The sequence below is a fragment of the Nostoc sp. PCC 7524 genome (assembly GCF_000316645.1).
GTDB lineage: Bacteria > Cyanobacteriota > Cyanobacteriia > Cyanobacteriales > Nostocaceae > Trichormus.
Window position 1 is genome coordinate 1,229,266 of record NC_019684.1, and the last position, 22,814, is coordinate 1,252,079.

22 protein-coding genes and 2 riboswitches are annotated in these 22,814 nt (G+C 41.1%); of the genes, 9 read left to right on the forward strand and 13 right to left on the reverse strand.

Going from position 1 to position 22,814, the window contains the following annotated elements; translation table 11 throughout:
* Positions 1-109: 109 nt before the first annotated feature.
* From NOS7524_RS05145 to ntrB, 5 genes are all read right to left on the reverse strand, one after another.
* Positions 110-1,447 carry an SLC13 family permease gene (locus tag NOS7524_RS05145; RefSeq protein ID WP_015137413.1) on the reverse strand — a complete coding sequence of 446 codons (1,338 nt, stop codon included), beginning with the start codon at positions 1,445-1,447 and terminating at the stop codon, positions 110-112.
* Between the two features lie 117 nt (positions 1,448-1,564).
* Positions 1,565-2,209, reverse strand: coding sequence for a hypothetical protein (locus tag NOS7524_RS05150; protein ID WP_015137414.1), 645 nt, complete (start codon positions 2,207-2,209; stop codon positions 1,565-1,567).
* Between the two features lie 137 nt (positions 2,210-2,346).
* Positions 2,347-2,524: riboswitch (cyclic di-AMP (ydaO/yuaA leader) on the reverse strand.
* A gap of 31 nt (positions 2,525-2,555) precedes the next feature.
* Positions 2,556-3,392: an ABC transporter ATP-binding protein gene (locus NOS7524_RS05155; RefSeq protein ID WP_015137415.1), complete on the reverse strand. Its 837-nt coding sequence runs from the start codon at positions 3,390-3,392 to the stop codon at positions 2,556-2,558.
* A gap of 54 nt (positions 3,393-3,446) precedes the next feature.
* Positions 3,447-4,889: an ABC transporter substrate-binding protein gene (locus tag NOS7524_RS05160; protein WP_015137416.1), complete on the reverse strand. Its 1,443-nt coding sequence runs from the start codon at positions 4,887-4,889 to the stop codon at positions 3,447-3,449.
* A gap of 112 nt (positions 4,890-5,001) precedes the next feature.
* Positions 5,002-5,853, reverse strand: coding sequence for a nitrate ABC transporter permease (gene ntrB, locus NOS7524_RS05165; protein WP_015137417.1), 852 nt, complete (start codon positions 5,851-5,853; stop codon positions 5,002-5,004).
* A gap of 98 nt (positions 5,854-5,951) precedes the next feature.
* Positions 5,952-6,169, reverse strand: a riboswitch (cyclic di-AMP (ydaO/yuaA leader).
* Positions 6,170-6,470: 301 nt separating this feature from the next.
* Between ntrB and NOS7524_RS05170 the strand changes: the two genes are divergently transcribed.
* Entirely contained in the window at positions 6,471-7,673 is a 1,203-nt protein-coding gene (locus tag NOS7524_RS05170; protein WP_015137418.1) for a sensor histidine kinase, read from the forward strand.
* Between the two features lie 14 nt (positions 7,674-7,687).
* Here the strand turns inward: NOS7524_RS05170 and NOS7524_RS05175 are convergent, their stop codons facing one another.
* From NOS7524_RS05175 to NOS7524_RS05190, 4 genes are all read right to left on the reverse strand, one after another.
* Positions 7,688-7,945, reverse strand: a complete 258-nt coding sequence (locus NOS7524_RS05175) for a hypothetical protein (RefSeq protein ID WP_015137419.1) — start codon at positions 7,943-7,945, stop codon at positions 7,688-7,690.
* 87 nt (positions 7,946-8,032) lie between these two features.
* A complete protein-coding gene (rnc, locus tag NOS7524_RS05180; RefSeq protein WP_015137420.1) occupies positions 8,033-8,719 on the reverse strand; it encodes a ribonuclease III in 687 nt (228 codons plus the stop codon).
* Between the two features lie 120 nt (positions 8,720-8,839).
* Entirely contained in the window at positions 8,840-9,628 is a 789-nt protein-coding gene (locus tag NOS7524_RS05185; RefSeq protein ID WP_015137421.1) for an NYN domain-containing protein, read from the reverse strand.
* Positions 9,629-10,104: 476 nt separating this feature from the next.
* Positions 10,105-10,683 (reverse strand): Uma2 family endonuclease, encoded by a 579-nt coding sequence (locus NOS7524_RS05190; protein ID WP_015137422.1) that lies wholly within the window; start codon positions 10,681-10,683, stop codon positions 10,105-10,107.
* Positions 10,684-10,858: 175 nt separating this feature from the next.
* Here NOS7524_RS05190 and bchD point away from each other — a divergent pair, with 175 nt between their 5' ends.
* Positions 10,859-12,898: a magnesium chelatase ATPase subunit D gene (gene bchD / locus NOS7524_RS05195; RefSeq protein WP_015137423.1), complete on the forward strand. Its 2,040-nt coding sequence runs from the start codon at positions 10,859-10,861 to the stop codon at positions 12,896-12,898.
* A 35-nt stretch (positions 12,899-12,933) separates the two neighbouring features.
* Here the strand turns inward: bchD and NOS7524_RS05200 are convergent, their stop codons facing one another.
* Both NOS7524_RS05200 and NOS7524_RS05205 read right to left on the reverse strand, forming a co-directional pair.
* Positions 12,934-13,332 (reverse strand): four helix bundle protein, encoded by a 399-nt coding sequence (locus tag NOS7524_RS05200; RefSeq protein ID WP_015137424.1) that lies wholly within the window; start codon positions 13,330-13,332, stop codon positions 12,934-12,936.
* A 51-nt stretch (positions 13,333-13,383) separates the two neighbouring features.
* Positions 13,384-14,169: an RNA polymerase sigma factor SigF gene (locus tag NOS7524_RS05205; protein WP_015137426.1), complete on the reverse strand. Its 786-nt coding sequence runs from the start codon at positions 14,167-14,169 to the stop codon at positions 13,384-13,386.
* 437 nt (positions 14,170-14,606) lie between these two features.
* Between NOS7524_RS05205 and NOS7524_RS05210 the strand changes: the two genes are divergently transcribed.
* The 7 genes from NOS7524_RS05210 to NOS7524_RS05235 all read left to right on the forward strand — a co-directional run bounded on the left by NOS7524_RS05210 (position 14,607) and on the right by NOS7524_RS05235 (position 19,946).
* Positions 14,607-15,335, forward strand: coding sequence for a Bax inhibitor-1/YccA family protein (locus NOS7524_RS05210; RefSeq protein WP_015137427.1), 729 nt, complete (start codon positions 14,607-14,609; stop codon positions 15,333-15,335).
* A 281-nt stretch (positions 15,336-15,616) separates the two neighbouring features.
* Positions 15,617-16,733, forward strand: a protein-coding gene (gene prfB / locus NOS7524_RS05215; protein WP_144050840.1) for a peptide chain release factor 2 whose coding sequence is annotated in 2 segments (ribosomal slippage) — positions 15,617-15,688 and positions 15,690-16,733 — 1,116 coding nt in all. Because the reading frame shifts where the segments join, the coding sequence is not laid out codon by codon here.
* Between the two features lie 166 nt (positions 16,734-16,899).
* Positions 16,900-17,055 carry a DUF3285 domain-containing protein gene (locus NOS7524_RS27995; RefSeq protein ID WP_015137428.1) on the forward strand — a complete coding sequence of 52 codons (156 nt, stop codon included), beginning with the start codon at positions 16,900-16,902 and terminating at the stop codon, positions 17,053-17,055.
* Positions 17,056-17,176: 121 nt separating this feature from the next.
* Entirely contained in the window at positions 17,177-17,707 is a 531-nt protein-coding gene (gene ybeY / locus NOS7524_RS05220; protein WP_015137429.1) for an rRNA maturation RNase YbeY, read from the forward strand.
* A 139-nt stretch (positions 17,708-17,846) separates the two neighbouring features.
* Positions 17,847-18,302 (forward strand): diacylglycerol kinase family protein, encoded by a 456-nt coding sequence (locus tag NOS7524_RS05225; RefSeq protein ID WP_015137430.1) that lies wholly within the window; start codon positions 17,847-17,849, stop codon positions 18,300-18,302.
* A gap of 273 nt (positions 18,303-18,575) precedes the next feature.
* Entirely contained in the window at positions 18,576-19,175 is a 600-nt protein-coding gene (locus tag NOS7524_RS05230) for an anthranilate synthase component II (protein WP_015137431.1), read from the forward strand.
* A gap of 3 nt (positions 19,176-19,178) precedes the next feature.
* The gene (locus NOS7524_RS05235) at positions 19,179-19,946 is read left to right on the forward strand and encodes an MBL fold metallo-hydrolase (RefSeq protein ID WP_015137432.1); all 768 of its coding nucleotides are present in this window, start codon (positions 19,179-19,181) and stop codon (positions 19,944-19,946) included.
* Positions 19,947-20,276: 330 nt separating this feature from the next.
* Here the strand turns inward: NOS7524_RS05235 and bchM are convergent, their stop codons facing one another.
* Both bchM and NOS7524_RS05250 read right to left on the reverse strand, forming a co-directional pair.
* Positions 20,277-20,969, reverse strand: coding sequence for a magnesium protoporphyrin IX methyltransferase (gene bchM / locus NOS7524_RS05245; RefSeq protein ID WP_015137434.1), 693 nt, complete (start codon positions 20,967-20,969; stop codon positions 20,277-20,279).
* Positions 20,970-21,103: 134 nt separating this feature from the next.
* A complete protein-coding gene (locus NOS7524_RS05250; protein ID WP_015137435.1) occupies positions 21,104-22,582 on the reverse strand; it encodes a tetratricopeptide repeat protein in 1,479 nt (492 codons plus the stop codon).
* Positions 22,583-22,814: the final 232 nt, after the last annotated feature.

Below are 22,814 nucleotides of genomic sequence, written 5' to 3' on the forward strand. Positions count from 1 at the left end.
AAATTCCCCTGCTCTCTGATTAAAAGAGTGAGGGGAATTTCTGCATTCAAGTTTGTAGTAAGGACTTTAGTCCTAATAACCCAGTTAAAGCGGCTACTAGCAGGAAACTCTAAATCAAAAACCGAATCAACACATACAACGCCGAAACCACCAGTTGCAGCATTGTGATGGGTATACCATAGTGTAAAAAAGTTTTGAAAGAGATTCGCCGTCCATGCTGCTCAGAAATCCCAGCCGCTACGATGTTAGAAGAAGCACCTATGAGTGTGCCATTACCTCCTAAAGTTGCGCCAAACATCATGGCATAAAACAGTGGTAAAACTTCAGGAGGAAATTGACCTTGAAAGTCTCTGGCTAATACTTCTGCGGGTGCTAAACCTACTGTCACAAGGTATTGTTTGAGTAAGGGAACCATTCCCACCACTAAGGGAATATTGGGTACTACACTAGACAATATCCCTACAAAAAACAATAAAAATAGAGAGCCTAAAATAATATTTTTCCCTAAAATAGTTGCTAATACTCTGGATAAACCATTAATTATACCCGTCTTATCTAAACCTCCAATTAAAACAAATACACTCATAAAAAATATCAATGTACTCCAATCTACATCTCGCAAGATATTATTAACTGTATCAATCCTGCTATGGTGAGATAGTAGTAAAGCCAAGGCTGCACCTAACAAAGCCACTGCCGCCGGAGAAATTGGTACTGGTAGAGATTCTCCAATCACAAAAAATAGCAATACAAAACCAGCAATAACTGCACCGACAGTTAAAACTCGTGGATGATTAATTTGTGGGTGTGGTAATTCTTCTAGATTCTCTAACTTAGTATGCCAAATTTTGCGGAATAAGAATGGCAAAGTGACTATCACTGTGGCAACAGCAATTACTCCCCCTAAACTCAATTTCCCTAAGTAATCTATAAAACTGATATTGACAGCATCACCCACAATAAAAGTAGCCGGATCACCTACTAAAGTTAGTAGTCCAGCACTATTGGCAATTAATACCATCAAAATTAATAAAGGAATAAAATTTACTCCTATTTCTTCAGCAATTGGAGGTATTAATGGTGCTAATAACATCACTGTTGTAGCATTAGGTAAAACTGCACAAATGGGAGTTACAATCCCCACAATACCTAGTAATAGACGCTTACCATCACCTTTAGCCAACAATACGATTTGAGTTGCTAAGTAATCAAATATTTTTGTTGGCTCAAAGGCTCGAACTAATACCATCACCCCAAAGAATAACCCCAATGTGCCATAATTATTACCAATGTAAATAACAGCTTCTTGTAAAGTCATGACATTGGTAAACACCAATAATAATGCTCCTAACAAAGCCGCAATGGTGAAATGCACCCATTCTGTCATGATCAAAAAAATTACGCCTATAAATGCGATCGCACTGATGAGGGCTTGCCAGTTTTCCACACTTTACCCCTTGGGTGTATTTAGTTGCAAAATATCTAAAAAAGCCGCCTATAATTAGGTGGCTTAATTTATGTATTTTAAATTAGATGTCTAATTTTTAAAATACTCTGACCAAGATTAATTATCTATGCACTTGGGAATCCCTAAAACGGCACAAGGAAAATTAGAACCTAGTTTTTCAATTAACGGATGATAAACAGATTGACATCCTAGAAATAAAATATCAGCAGCTTCAGATTCTACAACTTTTCTTAATTCTGTACTCAGGTAGCCAAATCGCAAATGTGATTTGAATGTACCATGCCATTCTTCAGCTAGACTGCGTGCTTGCCAAAGAATTCTATCTGCTTCTTGGAGGATTGTGATTGTTCTTTGTTGTAAAACTGGTGTACTTTCCTTCTGTTTTGGTTGAGTTAATACAGAGGTAGTAGACTTTGTATTGCTGCTGATGGGACATTCTAATACTGGCAGGCTGTTGACGAGTCCTAAAATATTAGAATATCCACTGTTATAAGTGTCTTCTACCACATAAACAGCTTGTACTGTGACTTGTTGATTTGTGGCTAATCGTGTTTGATGTGCCATCCAAAAAGCTATATCCAGTGCTGTATGACTTTGAGGAGAAGCATTATAAGCAACGATTAAGTTGATTAATTTTTTTGGCTCATCTTTTTGAGTTAAAACTTTTTTGGGTTCTGATAACAATACCATGTGATCAATTAAATCATCACGACCTATAGCACTTTGCAAACGCGCTAACATTGGCTTGATATTCACAGCTTTAACTTCTCCTAAATGGAACGAACAAATCAATGAGAAGCAGGGTAATACGAATAGTCATAGAGACATATTCGTCAGGAAACCCCAATAACAACTGGTATAAAAGCCAATGTTCTGGGGGTTCCTTCCATTGCCTACGAAGTTAGCTGACGGGCTAAGACTGGAAGGTGTCTCTCTTATGAGTGGTGAATTGGTATGAGTGCTGAGTTAGTTAAACCTGGAAAATGCAACCCTCTAGAAGATGCGCCCCAATATTTGGTTCCTCCGCTTCAAATTCAAGTTTGGTGAATTTGAATTAGGCTACCCAATCAAGAACCAATCAACGAATTTAATCTTCAGGATTAAAATATTTGTCGAGGAAATTTAAGGCGTGGTTGCGAAGTTCAAAATATTCTTTTGTGTTTCGCATAGCAGTGCGATCGCGTGGATGAGGAAACGGTACTTCTAATATTTCCCCAATCGTAGCTGCTGGGCCATTAGTCATTAAGACGATGCGATCAGACATATAAATCGCCTCATCAACATCGTGAGTAATCATCATTACGGCTTGGCGATGATTTTCCCAAATATCTAATACTTGTTTTTGCAATTTACCTCTAGTTAACGCATCTAATGCCCCAAAAGGTTCATCCATCAGCAACATTTTGGGACGAATTGCTAAGGCTCTAGCAATTCCTACTCTCTGTTTCATACCTCCAGAAATTTCATCAGGATATTTCTCTGCTGCCGGGGTTAAGTTTACCATTGCCAAGTGTTCGTTCACAATGCTAATTTTTTCCGCCCGATTGGCATTTTTTAACACTTCATCTACAGCTAGACGGATATTTTCTCTAACTGTTAACCAAGGCAAGAGCGAATAATTTTGAAATACCATCATTCTTTCTGCACCTGGCTTGTAAATTTCTTTGCCATCAAGTCTGACTGAGCCAGAAGTTGCTCTTTCTAAACCAGCAACAATTTTTAACAAAGTTGATTTACCACAGCCAGAATGTCCAATAAGGGAAATAAATTCATTTTCACCGATAGTTAAATTCACACCATCGAGAACGACAAAATTACCTTTATCTGGTGTGGGATAAGACTTAACTAAATTCTCAATTTCTAAAAAATTTGTGCGAAATTTAGCTTGTTCGTGAGTATTAATTGTTAAGGGTGTATATTTCATTTCACATACTCCTAATAGTTGATATTTTTTACTACAGAGTCAGAGATGGATTCTTTAAGACATGAAAAAGTTAGTAGGGGAATTAGCCCTAATGGCAAAACTATTCAAATAGCCAACGGGATCACTGGGGTCAAAGCCTTTCTTATCTATGAATACTTCTGGCGGTTCAATTTTGTAGTCGTCTTTGGGAGATTTAATACCCATTTCGGCTGCTATTTCCCGGTACAAATCTGCTCTCCAGCCTTTTTCGGCTAATTCTTCGGCATTTTTGGGGAATTCTTTAATCTGTCCCCAACGAGCTGCTTGCGTCATTAACCAGATACTATTGGATCTCCATAAATATGTGGCGTGTTCGTCTGGCTGTTTGGGTAAATTGTCGGGAATATCATAAAAAACCGTGGTATCTGCGGCGTTGATGGTACGTTCTTTGCCGTCAAATCCGCCATAGTTGTAATTGCCAACAATTCCAGGCGCGGTTAGTTTGGTAATTGGTGCATTTGCTTGCTTTGGTCTTGCACCTGTAAAGGAACGGTCTGTCAGAATTTCGGCGACTTCTTGGCGGTTTTCGGGACGACTGCAATACTGGCAGGCTTCAATCATGGCTTTAACTAAAGACCGATATGTTTTGGGATATTGGTCAATGAAAGATTCCATCACCCCTAACAACCTATCTGGGTGTCCTGACCAAACTTCTTTACCTTGGGCGAAGGTAAAGCCAATGCCTTCATTACCTTGAATAGCTCTGGTGTTCCAGGGTTCTGCTACCATGTAGGCTTGCATAGCCCCTATTCGCACGTTTGTCACCATCTGCGGAGGTGAGACAATAATGACGCGAAACTCTTTTAGGGGGTCAACACCAGCCGCCGCCGATATATAACGAACAAAGTATTCGTAAATCGAAGAACTCAAAACTACTGCCCAGACTTTGTTTTCTGGTGGTTGTTGTTGAAAGTAGCCACGAAAATCTCGTCCAAAGGCTGCTAATGCTCCATCGCCATATTGTTGTTGATACTCGTACCAAGGACGTAAGCCAAAATCCCACATGGCTTTATTCATAGTCATGGCGTTACCGTGACGGTGAATAGTCATGGCTGCACATAAGGGGGCGTGGCGTGCGCCTTCTGCACCGATGCGGGCGTTGGTGACAGCACCAGATACTACAGGTGCAGCATCCAAACGTCCAAATATCAGACCATCGCGGGATGTTGCCCAACTGGCTTCACGGTTGAGTTTGACGTTTAAACCATACTTGCGAAAGAAGCCTTTTTTCCAGGCGATCGCAAATGGCGCACAATCATTTACAGGTACGTATCCGACAATGAGATCGGGTTTTTCTAGGTCTTGGGATCTGACTAATGGTTGTACTGCTAAGGCTTCTTCTGTCAGCCCTGTAGCGGATCTGTCTGCTGATATGGCACAGGAGGAAAGGGTGATTCCGGCTGTGGTGGCTCCTAGGCTTTTGATAAAGTCTCGTCTTGTCCAGTTATGGTTACTCATGTGGAGTTCAAATGGTGGTATTAGCTCACGCAGAGACGCAGACAGAGGCTGCGTCTGGTAGCGTGGTGAAGATAAGAGTTGTTATGATTCTGTAACCTGTAACCTGTCACCTTTATTTGAAAGCTATGGGGCGATGGGTAACTAATTCTTGCAGTTTGCTGACGGCGAAATCTAGGATGAGTCCGGTTACGCCAATGACGAAAACGGCAAGGAAGACTGAGCTAAGGTTTAAACGACTCCATTCATCCCAAACAAAGAAACCTATTCCTACACCGCCGGTAAGCATTTCTACTGCAACTATGACTAACCACGCAATTCCTAAACTGATGCGTAAGCCTGTAAAAATGTAGGGCAAGGTGGCAGGCCAAATAATTTTGGTAATGCGTCGCCAACGAGGCATTTCTAGCACTCGCGCTACATTCATATAATCTTTGGGAACGCTGGCAACTCCTAGGGCAGTATTAATAATGGTCGGCCAAAGGGAGGTAATGAAGATGACGAAAATGGCTGAAGGATCTGCCAAGTTGAAGATAGCTAAAGCAATGGGTAGCCAAGCTAAGGGTGATACGGGTTTGAAAATTTGAATGATGGGATTGAGTGCTAACATGGCTGATCTAGACATCCCAATCAAAAATCCCAAAGGAATCGCTACTACTGCACCTAGTAGAAAACCCAGCAATACCCGCTTGAGGCTGGCTATCAATAACCAACCAATGCCTAAGTTACCGGGGCCTCTTTGATAAAACGGGTTCAGGATGTAGTCTAAGTTGGCAGCTAGTGCTTCCGGTGGTGTAGGCATTAACTCATGGTTAGCTAGTGCTACCACCCACCACAGCAATATAATTCCTAAAAAACCTAAAATGGGTAAGAAGACTACATCCCTCATAATTACGGGTTTAGTCTTTTTCCAAACAGCTTGACTAGCAACAGCTGCGATCGCTGCTAAATTTAATTGCAATATCATTCTGGCAACCTCAACAGAGTTAAGTGCAGGTACAAAAAATCGAGCAGTACCAGCCACGGACACTGATGAGAGCTAAACATTAAAAAAATGCTGTCTCTTCAGTCTCCTCTCAATGCCTACGAAGTTAGCTGACGGGCTAGGGCTGAGAGTTGCCCTTCTTAGTGAGAGTGCTGAGTTTTGAGTGCTGAGTTAGGTGTTTCATCACCTTGCTCTTGTAACTCTGAACTGCCTACTCTCTAAAAGATACGCCCCAAAACTTGGTTCCTCCGCTCCAACATTACTTACTGTGAATTGTTGGATTAGGCTGACTTACTCTAATAGATAATAGTGCTTGTTAATTTAACATCCTTATGCAATAAAAACAACTGCCAACTGATAATTTTTTTTTATTTCCAAATTAACACTAAACTGTACTCTACCCTGTGGCTTAAGGCTGAAGCATAAACTTGTAATTGATTGATTTTTGTGTGATTGCAGCACCCGATAAAGTTAATAACTGGTCAATATCTGCCATCTGGTAGGTGAAACTTGCTACTGGTTTCGATAAACGTCACCATAATCGTTACACTATTGGCATAAGAATTTAATTCCTCTATCGATTAACAGAATTTAAAAGCATGGATTTTAGTCAATTACTGGCTGAAAATACTCACAATATCATCGAAAAATGGATTGTAGCTGTTCGCCAAGATAGGCATATAGAAAGTGCTGATGACTTATCCTACACAGCGATTAAAAATCATATCCCTGATGTTTTTCAAGCAATGGTAAAAGTCCTGTCACCCTCTCAGGATGGTGATATTAGAACCATAGTAACAGCTAGTTGGGAACACGGTTTACTACGCGCTGAACAAGGCTTTGATCCATCCGAAATTGCACGCGAATATCGTCTACTTAGAACAGTAATATTTGACACCGTTGAAGCAAATTTATTACAGACAACACCAGCAGAAATCATCCGTTATCTGCGGTTAATTGATGCGGTGATTGATGAAGCGATCGCCCGGTGTTTTAATAGTTATGTTAAAGAGCGTTTGCGTGACTTACAAAATTTACAAACTTCTCTGACTCTACATAATGAAGAACTAACGCGTTTAATCAATGCCAATCAAGACAAGCTATCACAACTAGCCCACGAACTCAAACACCCTTTAACATCTATTATTGGTTACTCTGATTTATTTTTACGCCAACAAAGAAAAGAGCTTCCCAGACAAGATAGCTTTGCCAATTTAGAACATATTGAAAGAGTATTACGCAATGGTAGACACTTACTGCGTTTAATTAATAACGTCTTAGAACTGTCACGCTATGAAGCAGGTCAACTCCAACTGCAATTAGCGCCTATTAACATCCAGGAATTAATTGAGAATGTCTGTGAGATGTTAGAGCCTCTAGCAGCAGAAAAGAAATTACAAATCGTAGTTCATTGCCCAAGTATATCTCCACAGATAATCACAGATGGCTTTCAATTACAACAAATTGTCACAAATCTTGTGAGTAATGCCATTCGCTACACAGACTTCGGTACTATCACTATAGAGTGTCAGGTACGGAATGATCAAAAGTTAGCGATCGCTGTTTCTGATACTGGTATTGGTATCGCACCAAAAGACCAAAACAAGATATTTGAGCCTTATTTTCGTGTTAGTTCCAAAGAACGTTCCTATCTTCCTGATAGTACAGGCTTAGGGTTAGCGATCGTCGCCCGGTTAGTCAAACTATTACAAGGTGAAATTAACCTAGTCTCTCAAGAAGGGATTGGCTCTACTTTTACCGTGACTTTACCCTTAGATGTGAAACAAGAAACTAGAGATTAGTACACAGCAGTAAGCTACATTGCACCACCAAAACTTACAGCAACGTCATAACCAATCCGTATGGTAAACAATCTAGCGTTAGGGTTTTTCTGTTTTAACCTTAATGCTGTCTCCACACCAGTAGGATCGATACCATATTCACCTGTTTCTGCATCAATCACAATCATCTTGCCAATATTGTCACCATACTCGACATTTTGACGAATACTGTTTTCGTAAAACTGTTTAGCTCTTTGAGCGACTTCTTCTAAACTCCAGAAAATAGATTGCATAACGATTACACCTACTTTTGCTTTTTCTATAATTGTAATGTTTACAAGCTGATATTTGCAGTTTTTTGGTAGTACATCACAGTATATTTACAACAACAACCCTTGTGTTTTCAATTTAGCTAACGCATCCTCAGCAGCTGCTTTTTCTGCATCTTTTTTATTACGCCCGGTAGCTTCTCCGTACTTTTTATCTTGCACATAAACTTCCGCTTTGAATTCTGGCGCGTGAGACAAACCCCCTATTTGTGTTGTCTTGTATGTGGGAGGAGTTGTGCCTCTATTGCGCTGTACCCATTCTTGAAAGCGATTTTTTGAGTCTACATTAGAGCGAGACACCACAATTTGCTCAGGTACAGAATCAAATAATGGTTCGACAATTTCGCGCACTTTTTCAATATCGCGGTTGTTATCTAAATAGTAAGCACCAATCACAGCTTCAAATGTGCTGCTGAGTAAATTAGGATTTTGATAGCCACCATCTCGAATTGCACCTTTACCCAAGCGCATCCTGAAATCTAAACCCACTTCAATAGCAAACTTTGCTAGCTGCTTTTCATCGACTAATGCTGAACGTCGCCGCGTTAATTCATCTTCTCCCTTTTCTGGGTGACGACGATAAAGATATTCACCACTTAAAAAATTCAGTACAGCATCACCAAGAAATTCTAGGCGTTCATTGTGTTCGCCTTCTCCTGGGTTTTCATTTACATAAGAACGGTGAGTAAGTGCGCGGCGTAAAAGTTTTTCGTCATGAAATGTTAGAATTTTGTGCATTTTTTCTGGTTGTAAAAATTATTTTCTTGGAAACAGATAAACGATATTACTATTAACATGAAAAAACCGCATTAATGGCGGTTTTTTAAAAACTCATTTGAGCTAATAAAACAAAAATTGTCAGGCAGCAATTATTTCTATATCAATTAAAAACAATTCTTGATTATTTTCTCGTACTTTACCATCCTTAACAGCAGCATCAACAAACTGACTAAATTTTCTAAACGTTTTACCATTATGGTTGAAGATAGAAGAGCTGCCCTTATATTGGGGGCAATTCTGACGCATCAATTTGTCAAGGGATGGAAATGTTGCTTTCTTTTCTTGACTCACTAATATTTTGATTGCTTGAGTTAGGTGCTTGATAGCTTCATTATAAGTGATTGAGGGTTGAAAAGAAGTGTTTTGATTCTGATTATTCGTCTGTAATGGGAGAAATAATTCATCGGTAAAGTAAAATTCGTTAGCAACTTCTCTCAATTTATGTTTTACATTACCTACCTGAGCAAAAATTATTACTTGTAAATTCAGTTTTTGGAGATGTTGAACTAATTTTACATAATCTCCATCACCTGAAACCAGGATAACTATATCTGGACTTTGAGGACTGTTAGTGTCCTCTAAACAATCTGCTATTAATTGATTATCCGCACTGTTTTTTAGAGGACAAGGAACATCACAATAATCCAAATTTAAACTAGAAAGCTCTTTTTTTACACCGACTTGGTCTTTACAATGGGAATTGTAATAGATGTTTTTGCGAGCTAAAATTCCTTTTGAGTTAGCAATTCCTAGTAGAACTTTAGCTTTTTCCACAGATAATTTAACGTTCTGATAGTCCCAATAGAATGCTACTACGGGTTTTTCTTGGGTAGTTTGTCTGTTTGAGATTTGGTGAACATTTTTCATGGTAATGTGTCCAGATTTTCATTTTGTTTACTGGACAACGAAAAAACTACACATCATTCAAAGGAATACTATTACTCAATGATTGATAAACAGTATCACCTGAGCTTATACCGCATTCTAGAAAAATTTTTTTGATAGAAGTCTCAGCCGTAGAACTCCAGGTTTACTACCGAGCTTTGCATTATCTTTGCCCTTGAGCATATACTTCAAACGTTTGCTCATCTCTTTGAAGTTAAACTATCTCAAATAGAGTAACATTGAAACACATAGATCAAGGGAAAGGATAACGCAAAGCTTGGCAGTAAAATAGTAGTTCTGCTGCTGAGACAACACCAAAAACTAGAAGCTTTAGAGCAGAGTTATTTTGTTGTCCTAAGTATACGATTGCACAACCGATTCTGGATGTCAAGATATTTTTTTGTGAAAAAAGGACAACTGAATATGAGTAAATTTCAAATCACTATAAGGTTGAAAGTTTATTTTTTGGGAAAGATACTACTTAAATCTATAGATAAATCGGGAAAACAAGGGAAAGAAACTACTTGATTAGGCAGAACAATGCGCTTATTTGCATAACCAAATTTTCCCTGACTATCTTGATAAGGTTCACTGTAACATTCCAAATAATTATCAAATAAATTGAATATCCAATAATCAGAAATACCTGCTTGAGCGTAGAGAGGTATTTTGATATCTTGGTCATAACTTAAAGAAGCATCTGCAACTTCCATCACCAGCAACACATCAGCAGGACTAGGGTGAGCGGATAGATAATTGTCATCTCTGTTTTTAACAATAGCAAAATCAGGTTCTGGCTCGCTGTTAGGGGGTAAAGTAATAGGAGCTTGAGATTGTAAAGTAGCTCTATCACCCACTAATTTCGGCAGTTCTCGTAACAAGTTTCTTAAGCAAGTTTCATGGGCTGTACCCTTCGATACCATTTGAATCAGTTCCCCTTTGATTAATTCTATGTGGTCATCCTCATGCAAAAAGCCCAATTCCACAAGTTTGTGGTACTCATCTAATGTGAAGCGTTTAGCCTGAGCGATACTCATAAATTTTGCTCCCAAGGGCAAGACAAAGCCCTAATTCTCACAACCCTTATTCTAAATGAGCCAGAAATTGATATGCTAAAAACCGAGACTAGCTTAAAAGTGCTGTTAGCAATAGCGCGACTTTGAGCCGCGTAAAAATACCAGTCCCCAATCCCCAGTCCCATACTTGTAAACCATGCCTGCGCCTACTATCAGTCCCACAATTACCTCTTTTCCCTTGACTGCTGTAGTCGGTCAAGAAGCCATTAAATTAGCCTTGCTGCTCGCAGCAGTCGATCCTGGGTTGGGAGGAGTAGCGATCGCAGGCCGTCGCGGTACGGCAAAATCTGTAATGGCGCGTGCGATTCATGCCTTATTACCACCCATCGAAGTTGTTACAGGTTCGATCAGCAATTGCGACCCCAACCACCCAGAAGAATGGGATGACTATCTGGCGGCAGAGTATGCCGATAAACAGATGCAAGATGTCCCCACCCAAATCATCCCCTCACCTTTTGTGCAGATCCCCCTCGGTGTGACTGAAGACCGTCTTCTCGGTTCTGTGGATGTGGAACAATCTGTTAAACAAGGGGATACAGTTTTTCAGCCTGGGTTACTCGCTACCGCTAACCGAGGCGTGCTGTATGTGGATGAAATCAATTTATTAGATGATCAGATATCCAATCAGCTATTAACAGTCCTATCGGAAGGACGCAACCAAATCGAACGGGAAGGCATCAGCTTTCAGCATCCTTGCAAACCCTTGTTTATTGCAACCTATAACCCAGAAGAAGGGGCATTACGAGAACACTTATTAGATAGAATTGCGATCGCTCTGTCTGCTGACGGTGTTCTCGGTCTAGATCAAAGGGTACAAGCAGTTGAGCAAGCGATCGCCTATTCTAAATCACCCCAAGATTTTCTTCAGCAATACAGCGAAGATATCGACGCACTCAAAACCCAAATTATCCTAGCGCGGGAGTGGTTGAAAGAAGTCACCATCACCCACGAACAAATTGCTTACTTAGTAGATGAAGCCATTCGCGGCGGTGTCCAAGGACATCGGGCGGAATTATTTGCGGTGCGCGTTGCCAAAGCGGCTGCGGCTTTAGATGGCAGAGCCACCGTCAATGCGGAAGATTTGCGCCGGGCTGTAGAGTTGGTAATTGTACCACGGGCCACCGTTGTGCAGACACCGCCACCAGACCAACCACCGCCACCACCCCCACCCCCTCCTCAAAGTCAAGACGAGTCAGAACAAGAGCAACAAGAGGAAGAGCAAGAAGAAGACAAAGAAGATCAACCAGACGAACCAGAAGAGCAAGAACCCCCCAGCATCCCCGAAGAATTTATCTTCGACCCAGAGGGAGTAATACTTGATGATAGTGTGCTGTACTTTGCTCAAATGGCACAGCGTCAAGGTAAATCTGGTAGTCGTAGCACTATCTTTTCCGATGATCGGGGACGCTACATTAAGCCGATGTTACCCAAAGGCAAAGTCCGCCGCATTGCCGTAGATGCGACATTAAGGGCGGCTGCACCATATCAAAAAGCGCGGCGTGAGAGACACCCAGACAAAAAAGTAATTGTTGAGCAGGGTGATATTCGCTCGAAGCGCCTAGTACGTAAAGCTGGGGCGTTAGTTGTGTTTGTAGTAGATGCTTCAGGTTCTATGGCCTTAAACCGGATGCAGTCAGCCAAAGGTGCGGTGATGCAACTGTTAACAGAAGCCTATCAAAACCGTGACCAAGTGGCGTTGATTCCTTTCCGGGGAGAACAAGCCGAGGTGTTACTACCGCCAACCCGTTCTATTGCTTTAGCAAGGAACCGTTTAGAAAGATTACCCTGTGGTGGTGGTTCACCCCTAGCTCATGGTTTAACCCAAGCAGTCCGCATCGGTATCAATGCCCAAATGAGTGGAGATGTTGGGCAAGTTGTGATTGTAGCTATCACCGACGGACGGGGTAATATTCCCTTATCACGTTCTTTAGGTGAACCACAAGAACCAGGAGAAAAACCAGATATCAAAGGAGAACTGCTAGAAATTGCTGGTAGGATGCGTGCTTTGGGGATGCAACTATTAGTGATTGATACTGAGAGTAAATTTGTCTCCACTGGCTTTGCTAAAGAGTTAGCCAAAACATCGGGAGGTAAATATTATCATTTGCCCAAAGCCACCGATAAAGCCATTGCTGCCATGACTAAAGGTGCGATCGCTGATCTGAAATCTCGATGATCAGGGGATGAGGGGGATGAGGGGGATGAGGGGGATTAATGTTTAATTAGCAACCAATTTGATGAGTTGTTAATTATGTTTACTAGACCGCTAAGAATTTGGTTGTATTTACCATATAGTTGCCGGCCTATTTCAACATCCATGTAGTTGCACCTAACAGCAAACTCTATCCAAGTTTGAGTCTCTGCTGATTCTGCCTCGCAATCATTCAGTTTAGCTACAAAAGCAGCTTGATATCTTCTCTTTCTCCATCCTTCTGCAAAATTGGCACAAACTGAACGTGAAGACCGACGAATCTGATCAGTGAGTGAGTAGCGTTCTTCCACAGGAAACTTTTTAGATAGTTCAAAAATTGTCATGGCTGCGTCAAAAGCCATTTTATAAACTTCTAAATCCTTATGGTCTTGAATAACTTTTACACCCTTCTCCCTCATCTTCCCCTACTCCCTCATCTCCCTCATCTCCTTTAACTGGTAATAATGACATCATGACCCTGTAGCGACTGCTGGCGGTTGTAGATAACAAATTAAATCTTGAATTCCCTTTTGCAGATACCGGGTGACTGTCATTGGGCTAGTACCGATACTTTTAGCGGCATCTTTGCGAGAAAGTTCCTTGAGAAATACCATCTCAACTGCTTGGCGGGGCTTGTCTTCTAACATATTAATCGCCCCTTGGAGTTGTTGCCGTTCTTCATCTTGTTGTTGCAACACCGCAGAACGGGGACAAGGGAGTGCTTCACCCAAGGTAATTTGACAGTCAACGTAGTGAACGGCGGTAGCATCTAAACTTAAAGGCATCCGATTTTGAGCTGCTAACTTGGTTTCTTGCCACTCTTGTACAGATACTTTGAGTTTTTTGGCAATTTCCGCATCCTTGGGAGGACGGCCTAAAGATACTGCCAATTCTTTGCGAACTTTTTGACCTTCATTGTACAGTTCTTGCCAACGTCGAGGAATCTTTAATAAAGTGCTGCGATCGCGCAAGAAATGTAGCATCTCGCCGCGAATATATGGTACAGCAAAGGAACTAAAAGCATATCCTTGACTGGGATCAAAACGCTCAATTGCCCTGATTAAACCAAAATAACCAATTTGTTCCAAATCTTCATAAGGTTCATTACATTGATGGCTAAATTTATGAGCCATTTTTCTGACTAAACCAGTATGTAATTGCACCAGTTTATTACGAAGTTTAATAGAAGGATTTTGGTGGTATAAGTGCAATAACTCCATACCATCAGTTTGCATAGAGGACTCACTTGCTGCCATATAAAAATTCCTTTGGTGTAACTCCTTTGTTTGCCAAAATGGAGTTGCGTAACTCTTTAAAGCTGTAATTATTTTCCTTAGTGAACACTGATTAAACCATCGTCGTTTTACTGAACTTATTGGGGGGCTATCTCTACTATTCAGTATTTGTACGCATGATTTTTATTGCCTATTTGTTACTAGCTCTTTTTGTTGCGCTAATAACAATTACTCTTTAGATAAAGTTTATTTTTTGCAACAAACCTAGCTATTTATGCTGAAAAATGCTGACTTAGCCTACCGTCATCTTTGACTTGAAAGTGTAGAGTGCTGAGTAAAAATCTTTCTAACAACTCCCACAACATATATTGATCCAGATTTACTCCCTAGCTAATAACAGCAAATCTTGGTAAGAATAAGAATCATGAGGAAGTTTGCCTAAAAATTAGTTTTTCCCTATGAGTAATAGCAGTAATTTTCGCGAAGCTTTCCGGAACGCCCAGTCTCACGCCCTAGTTGGTCCTAATGTCATTGCCAATGCCCTGCCTTATGTTGGTGGCGGTCTGGTACTCACAGCGTTGGGAACTTACGGTGGTCTGGGTATTATCCGTACTAACCCTGGAATCTTCTTCCCTACGTTCCTTGGTGCAATTGTTCTAGAGTTAATACTGTTCTTTGTCGCCCAAAATGTTGCCGAAAAAGGTAACAAGAGTGTAGCCTTACCGCTTTTAGCTACCTACAGCTTGTTGTCAGGATATACCCTGAGTGGTTTAGTATTTGTTGCCCTGAGAACTCAGGGGGTGGGCATTCAAGGTATTGGTTTAGCAGCCCTTGGTTGTGGTGTCACCTTCATATTTGCCCGACAAATTGGTTCTAATCTCTCAGAACAAGACGGCATGGCATTGACCAAAACCATCTCTCTCGGCATTATCGCCTTGCTGGTCGTCTGTCTGACTCAATTTGTATTTGCCTTGTTTGGTGTTTACACGCCTACTTGGTTAGAAATCGCTATTTCCGGTCTAGGGGTATTTCTTTTTGCAGGAGCATCAGTTGTAGATTTCTACATCCTGCCCCGTACATACCGTAATGACCAATATCTACCCGCCGCTTTGTCGATGTATCTGACTTACATCAACTTGTTTATCTTTATTTTGCGCTTACTCATTGCCATCAATGGCCGTGATTAGGTCACGATGAGTATAAAAATTTCAAATAATGACTAGCCGTGGTTGAGCATCAGCAACCACGGTTTTTTATACCTAAATTTACGCCAGTGTTACCACAGTTGTTTGTAGTGAGGACTTTAGTCCTCTGTTTGAAACCCTCAGCCAACAAAATTAGGACTAAAGTCCTTACTACCAGCTTTAAGTAAGTCATAAATCTATGGTCGGAGAATTTGACCAATTACCGCTAAAATCAAAAAGACAATAGTAATACCATCCAAAGGGCTGTATTTTCAGCAAGCACTATGGAAGTTTTAGAAATCAAACGCGAAATCGAAACGTTGTCTAGCCGCCTGGGTAAAACCCAGGACTATCTTTGACATACCTGCACTGACAGCAAAAATTCACGACCTAGAACAAATAGCAGCACAGCCAGAATTTTGGGATGACCAAAACACAGCCCAAAAAACGCTGCAAGAACTCAATGACCTCAAAGCTCACATAGACCAGTATCGTCAGTGGCAAGCCAGTTTAGAAGATACTAAGGCAGTGGTTGAATTACTGGAACTGGAAACCGATGAGGCACTATTACAAGAAGCCGAGTCTACCATCACTCAGCTAAATCGTGACCTTGACCAGTGGGAACTCCAGCAGTTACTTTCTGGCCCCTATGATGCTGAAGGGGCGGTACTGACGATTAACGCTGGGGCGGGTGGTACAGATGCTCAAGATTGGGCATTTATGCTGCTGAGAATGTATACCCGTTGGGGAGAAGCTCATGGTTACAAGGTAACTTTAGCGGAAGAGTCAGAGGGTGACGAAGCTGGTATTAAATCAGCCACCCTAGAAATAACAGGTCGTTATGCCTACGGTTATTTGCGTTCAGAAACAGGCACCCATCGCTTAGTACGGATTTCGCCTTTCAATGCCAATGGAAAACGGCAAACCAGTTTTGCTGGGGTGGAAGTGATGCCGCAAATAGATGATTCTGTACAGTTGGACATTCCAGATAAGGATTTGGAAATCACCACAACTCGGTCTGGCGGTAAAGGTGGGCAGAACGTCAACAAAGTAGAAACAGCCGTGCGGATTGTACATATCCCCACGGGGATTGCTGTACGCTGTACAGAAGAACGTTCTCAGTTGCAAAACAAAGAAAAGGCTCTTGCTCGCCTGAAAGCCAAATTGTTAGTGATTGCCCAAGAACAAAAGGCGCAAGAAATTGCCCAAATTCGGGGCGATATGGTGGAAGCTTCCTGGGGTAATCAAATCCGTAACTATGTATTCCATCCTTACCAGATGGTAAAGGATTTGCGTACCAATGCCGAAACAACTGCGATCGCTGACATAATGAACGGCGAACTTGATATGTTCATCCAAGCCTATCTCCGTCAGGAAAATCAACTTGTAGAATCGGCTTAATTGGGGACTGGGGATTAGGGATTGCGGATTGGGGACTGGGGACTGGGGGAGACAAGGAAGAACTAACTTCACCTGCTCCCCTACCTTCCACAAACGTTAGACAATCTGGCTAGATAAATTCTGGCGAACTGTTACATTTATATATAAAAGAACTTTTTATTTAATTATGAGCAATTCCCCTTCAACAGAACCTCAACCCAGCTACGTCAAACTAGCTATGCGAAATATGGTACGTAAGGGTGGTACTTCTTTGAAGCATTTCCTATTCACCGCAGTAGGACTGTTAGCTGTGCTGGTAGGTTTGGCTTACCTGACTCGCTAAATATAGCAGTCGCCTACACCAAGAGGCTTTGAAGTCTGTAACCTGTAACCTGTAACCTGTAACCTGTCACCTGTCACCTGCTATACCAGCCTAAAACCACAGTGCTAAGGAGAGTTTGTAGTTGGTAGAAGTTGAACTAGATGTGCAAGATTATTTCTTGGAGTCTTCCCCGGAAGAAGCTTTAAATTCTGGCTATCTAGATGCCCGGATTCCTCCGGAAACTTGGGAAAATTGGTTTAATCGTTGGCTAGAAGTTCTGCACGCCGACTTACCAGCAGCAGCTAGTTATGAAATTGGGCTGCGTTTGACTGATGACATAGAAATTCAAGAACTAAATGCCGCCTATCGTCAGCAAAATAAGCCCACAGATGTTTTATCTTTTGCGGCTTTAGAGGTAGAGTTACCGAAAAGTGCGGAAATGTCGGCTGCACCATTGTATTTAGGGGATATAGTTGTTTCGATCAACACGGCACAACGTCAAGCCCAACAGCAGGAACATAGTTTATCAACAGAGTTAGCTTGGTTGGTAGCGCATGGTTTACTGCACCTTTTGGGTTGGGATCATCCTGATGAGGAAAGTTTAATGCAAATGTTGCAACAGCAAGTAATCTTACTGAAGGCTATCAGTATTGATATAGACATAGAATATTAAAGATTTCTATGGCTGTAGATGTGAAATTTTCACCATGCTTTTATAATACTTCTGTAGAAAATTGCGTTAAAGTTTATAGCTAGATTAAAATTAGCGAAAATTCTCACTAAATATACCGTACTGTTCTATTTGTAAGCCTATGTCTCAACAAATCTCCCCGCCACCTACGCAAAATCACTTATTTACCCTTGTGAATCAAGAACGAGAACTGTCTTGGCAAGTGGCCTCTAGTCTCTTGGTCAGCTTTAAGTATGCCTGGGCAGGTATTACCTACAGTTTTCAAACTCAACGTAATTTTCGGATTCATGTTAGTGTTTGTACTTTAGCGATCGCTTTAAGTGTATTTTTACATTTACAACCAGTAGAAATAGCCATTATAGGCATCACTAGCGGTTTAGTATTAGCACTGGAGTTATTAAATACAGCGATTGAGTCCCTTGTTGATTTAACCGTCAAGCAGACGTATCACGAATTAGCAAAAATCGCCAAAGATTGTGCTGCTGGTGCCGTGCTGGTTTCTGCTTTGGTGGCGGTGTTAGTTGCAGGAGTGTTATTGCTTCCACCCTTGTTAGTGTTGATTACGTCGGCTTTTTAGGAGCAACCGCACAGGCGGCACTACCACCCGCGATGAATGAAATCAACACCCCTCTCCTCTCCTTTCCTCTTCACTGTCACCTGTCACCTATCACCTGTCACCTGTCACCTGTATTTTTAAAAGTTATGACTGTAGGGGCAAGACTTTTTCATGTTTGGTTATGGGGTTTCCCGGTAATTAACTGTCATAATTGATGACGATGGTGTTTACATCGGTGCAAATCTGATGACAATTAAACATGGTAAGAGTAATGACCAGGAGCTAATATAGGCTGTGATTATAGTAATCGATAATTACGACAGCTTTACTTATAATTTAGTCCAGTATCTAGGAGAGCTAGCAGCTGAGTTTTCTGTAGCGTCAGATATTCAAGTTTTTCGCAACGATAAAATATCCCTAGACGAAATTCAGAAATTAAAACCCGATGCCATTGTTATTTCTCCTGGGCCTGGTCGTCCAGAAGATGCGGGAATATCCCTAGATTTAATTAAAGAGTTAGGCCATAGTTTACCAATTTTAGGCGTGTGCTTAGGACATCAAAGCATTGGTCAAGTATTTGGTGGTAAAATCATTTCTGCTCCAGAGTTAATGCACGGTAAAACATCTGAAGTTACTCACACTGGGGTAGGTGTTTTCCAGGGGTTAGAAAATCCCATGACCGCTACTAGGTATCATAGTCTAGTGATTGACCGTGCAACCTGTCCAGAAGTATTAGAAATCACCGCCTGGGTAGAAGATGGGACAATCATGGGAGTACGACATCGGAACTATCCTCACATTCAAGGTGTCCAGTTTCATCCAGAGAGTGTTTTGACATCTTCAGGAAAAGAGTTATTGCGGAACTTTCTGGCACAATTACAGCAAAGAGAGTAATTAATGAAACGACGACAGTTTATTGGTTACGCTGGGGTAGGATTAGCCACAGCTGTAGCCCCTACATTCGGTGCTTACCTTCCAGCCAATGCTCAATCTAGTGGTATTTCCGTACAGTGGTTGGGTCACACTTGTTTTTTGTTTACTGGTGGTGGGGTGAAAATTCTTGTCAACCCCTTTAAGACAGTTGGTTGTACTGCTAAATATCGTCCCCCGAAAGTGACAGCAGATTTGGTTTTAATTAGCAGTCAATTACTAGATGAAGGTGCAGTGGATGGCTTGCCGGGTAATCCCAAGTTAGTATTTGCACCTGGAGTTTATGAATTTCAAGGTATTAGATTTCAAGGAATTGCCATTGACCACGATCGCAAAGGTGGTAAACAATTTGGTATAAATACTGCGTGGAAATGGACTCAAGGGGGAGTCAACATTCTACACCTAGGAGGCGCAGCTGCACCCATTTCCATTGAACAAAAAATCCTCATGGGACGACCGGATGTCTTATTAGTCCCTGTAGGTGGTAGTGCCAAGGCGTATAATGCAGAAGAAGCTAAACAAGCGATCGCAGTCTTAAATCCCAAACTGGTGATTCCTACACATTACCGTACACAAGCTGCTGATCCTAACGCCTGTGATATTGCACCACTAGACGAATTTTTAACCTTAATGCAGGGTACAACCGTGCGGCGCAGTAATAGCGACACTATTAATATCAAGTCTGGTAGTTTGCCTGAGAATAGTGAAATTCAGGTGTTAAGCTACAAGTTTTGATGGGACTGGGAATTGGAGACTGGGGAAACAAGGTAGACAAGACAATTGAAGAAGGCAGGAGGCAGAAGGAGCAATTCAGCTATAGGATTCGACCCCTCCTGAATTGAAACCACTGAATTCTGATTCAGTGGGGGTCTTAAACCCTGTCTTGAAAAGTTGCTCCTCTTGGGTAAAACCCAAGACCGCACTTTTCGCTTGCTCCCGACCGTCGCGGCAGGAGTCAGTTCGCGCAGCGTCCCGTAGGGAGGGCAGTTTCCCTCCTGCCTCCTGCCCTCTGCCTCCTGCCTCTCTTGATAAATCTCTCATTCCCTAATCCCTACTCCCTACTCCCTACTCCCCACTACGTGTAGCTTCTAGAATACGCGAAAAGTAAAAACGAGTCTTAGTAAATGCCTTTCTTTGGATAGCAAAGCCATTCTTTTCTAGGATTTTCACCACATCAGCCTCACGATGTAGATAGGCGCGAGTGGTTTTACTAGGCCCTGGAAAGAAACTGCCGATTTTTTTGAGTAAAGCTAAAGCGCAGGTTTTAGGCGCAAAACTCAAAATGATTCTCGACTCAGACAAAGAACAGAGGTGAGAAATCATCTCATCGGCTTTTTCTTGGGGGTAATGAATGAGGACATCCAAGCAAATCACAGTGTGATAACTGCCGCTTAAAGATTCCAAATCCTGTACCGCAAAGGTAGGATTTTCAGCATTACCCAAGGCTGCTAAGGCTCTTTGCTTGCCTTCTTCTACCATTTTTTCAGAGATATCGCTGGCATAAACCTTAGCGCCTGCTGTTGCTAGGGGAATGCTGAGACTACCTACACCACACCCAGCATCGCAGATTGATAACTCTGCTAAATTGCCATCATTTTTCAGCCAGTCGATAACTGTATCCACAGTTTGCTGGTGTCCATTACGGATGTCTAGCTGGACTTTGTTGACTTCGCCATCGCCATAAATCCGTCTCCATCGGTCAAACCCCGTGGAATTGAAATATTCGCGAACAATGGTTTTATCGTCGGCTGCGTTCATAAACTTCGATTTTTAAGGCTTCCCGATCCTTAAAATTATCATTGATCAGCACCGCTAAGAGCGATCGCTCTCACAGATTTTTTGGCAATGGTGGTGTTAATGTTAAATTTAACCTGTTCTTAGGCTAGGAAATCTTACTGATCTCGACCTAAACGTTGTAAAGTTCGCTCCAAATACTCTTGCGCTGAAGAATAATTAGGTTCTAATTTAAGTGCTTGACGAAAATACTCTACAGCTTGCTCATACCTACCAGTTTCATATAAAGCGCGTCCTAGATTAAAGTAAGCAGGCGTATTTTTAGGGTCAAGCTGAATAGATTGTTGAAGTACCTGAATAGCTTCATTATATCGACCTTGCCTACCAAAAATCGAGCCTAAATTGTTGTAAGCATGAGCGTGTCTAGGATTTAGCTTGATAGTTTGACGGTAAGCCGCAATTGCTTCTTCTAAGTTATTTGTTCGAGTTAGTGTATAACCTAGCAGATAGTGAGCCTCATCATTATTGGGTTCAAGTTTAATGACCTGTCTATAATCTTGTATGGCTTCAGCATAGTTCTTGAGGTACAAATTAGCCCTACCTCGCATGAAATATGATTTTGTATGTTGAATATCAAGGGAAATAACATTTTGAAAAGCTGTGCTAGCCTCTTGCCATTTTTCTTCATAAAACAAAGCCATTCCTAGATTAAAGTAAATAGCTGCCTCACTACTATTAATGCCTTTCGATACAGGTAGTTTAGACACAACTGAATTAATTTCTGACACTAATTCAGTTTTGCGGATGTCAAATTGTTTATTGAAGACCCTAGGATTGATATTCTTGACAGAACGCTGTATGATAAATTCGCCTTCTTTTGGTTCTACAGGCTTTTTGAGAGGCTGATTTTTTTCAGGTTTCCACAATTGACCGTATTGAGTATTCATAGGAAACCACGGTGTATATCCTAAATATTCAGTCCTATCTACTCGACCATCAAAATCATCATCATAAACCCAAGCCGTTATACCTTGATCTGGATAACCATCTCCATCTAAATCGATATCATTAAAAACCATAATATCAATATGACCATCGTAATTAGAATCTATCCAATGGTAATTCATCCAAAATAAACCAGGAAAAATTTTATCGGCATTTTGGGTTTCTTCCTTAACAAATAAAGGACCTCCATTAAAAACAAAATAATCCATTTTGCCATCTTGATTGAGATCAAACATGAAGCCAAAATCCGGAGAATCATAGTCTCCTGATGGATGGTGTATCCATTCATCAGGTTTACCATCATGATTATTATCCATCAAAGTTAAGACAGTGTCAGATGATCCTAGTTTACTTTTAACCTCTAGCAGAATTCGCTGGTCTAACGATGCCCACAAAGCATAAGCATGGTATTGAATCGTTTCATAAATATACAGTTGTCTTTGTGGAGTAACGGAGCCAAGCTGTTGAATTGAACGAGTCGAATACTTTTGCATCCAATCTTGAGATGATAAAGAATAATCTAAGCTGGGAGTAAATGAAAACGCTGGTAGGTCTATAGCTAACAAAGTTAATAGATTGATTGCTATAGAAGCTAATGGTAAAAAACACTGAAAAGCCTGATGTATTTTCATAACTCTTTACCTATTTATGTCAAATGTTAAAAACTAATTGCAACAGAGACTGCATATTAAAATGCGCTTATATTTTGTTAATCAAGAGCGCAATAAATATTTTTACCATAAGTTTAAACCTCTCTTTAATTAATTATTTTGTACTCAAAGTTACAACACATTTTGATGCTTCATACCTAAGCTCAATGTGTTCTTGCTTAATTTCTCCTGTGAAAATAATTTCTGAATTTAA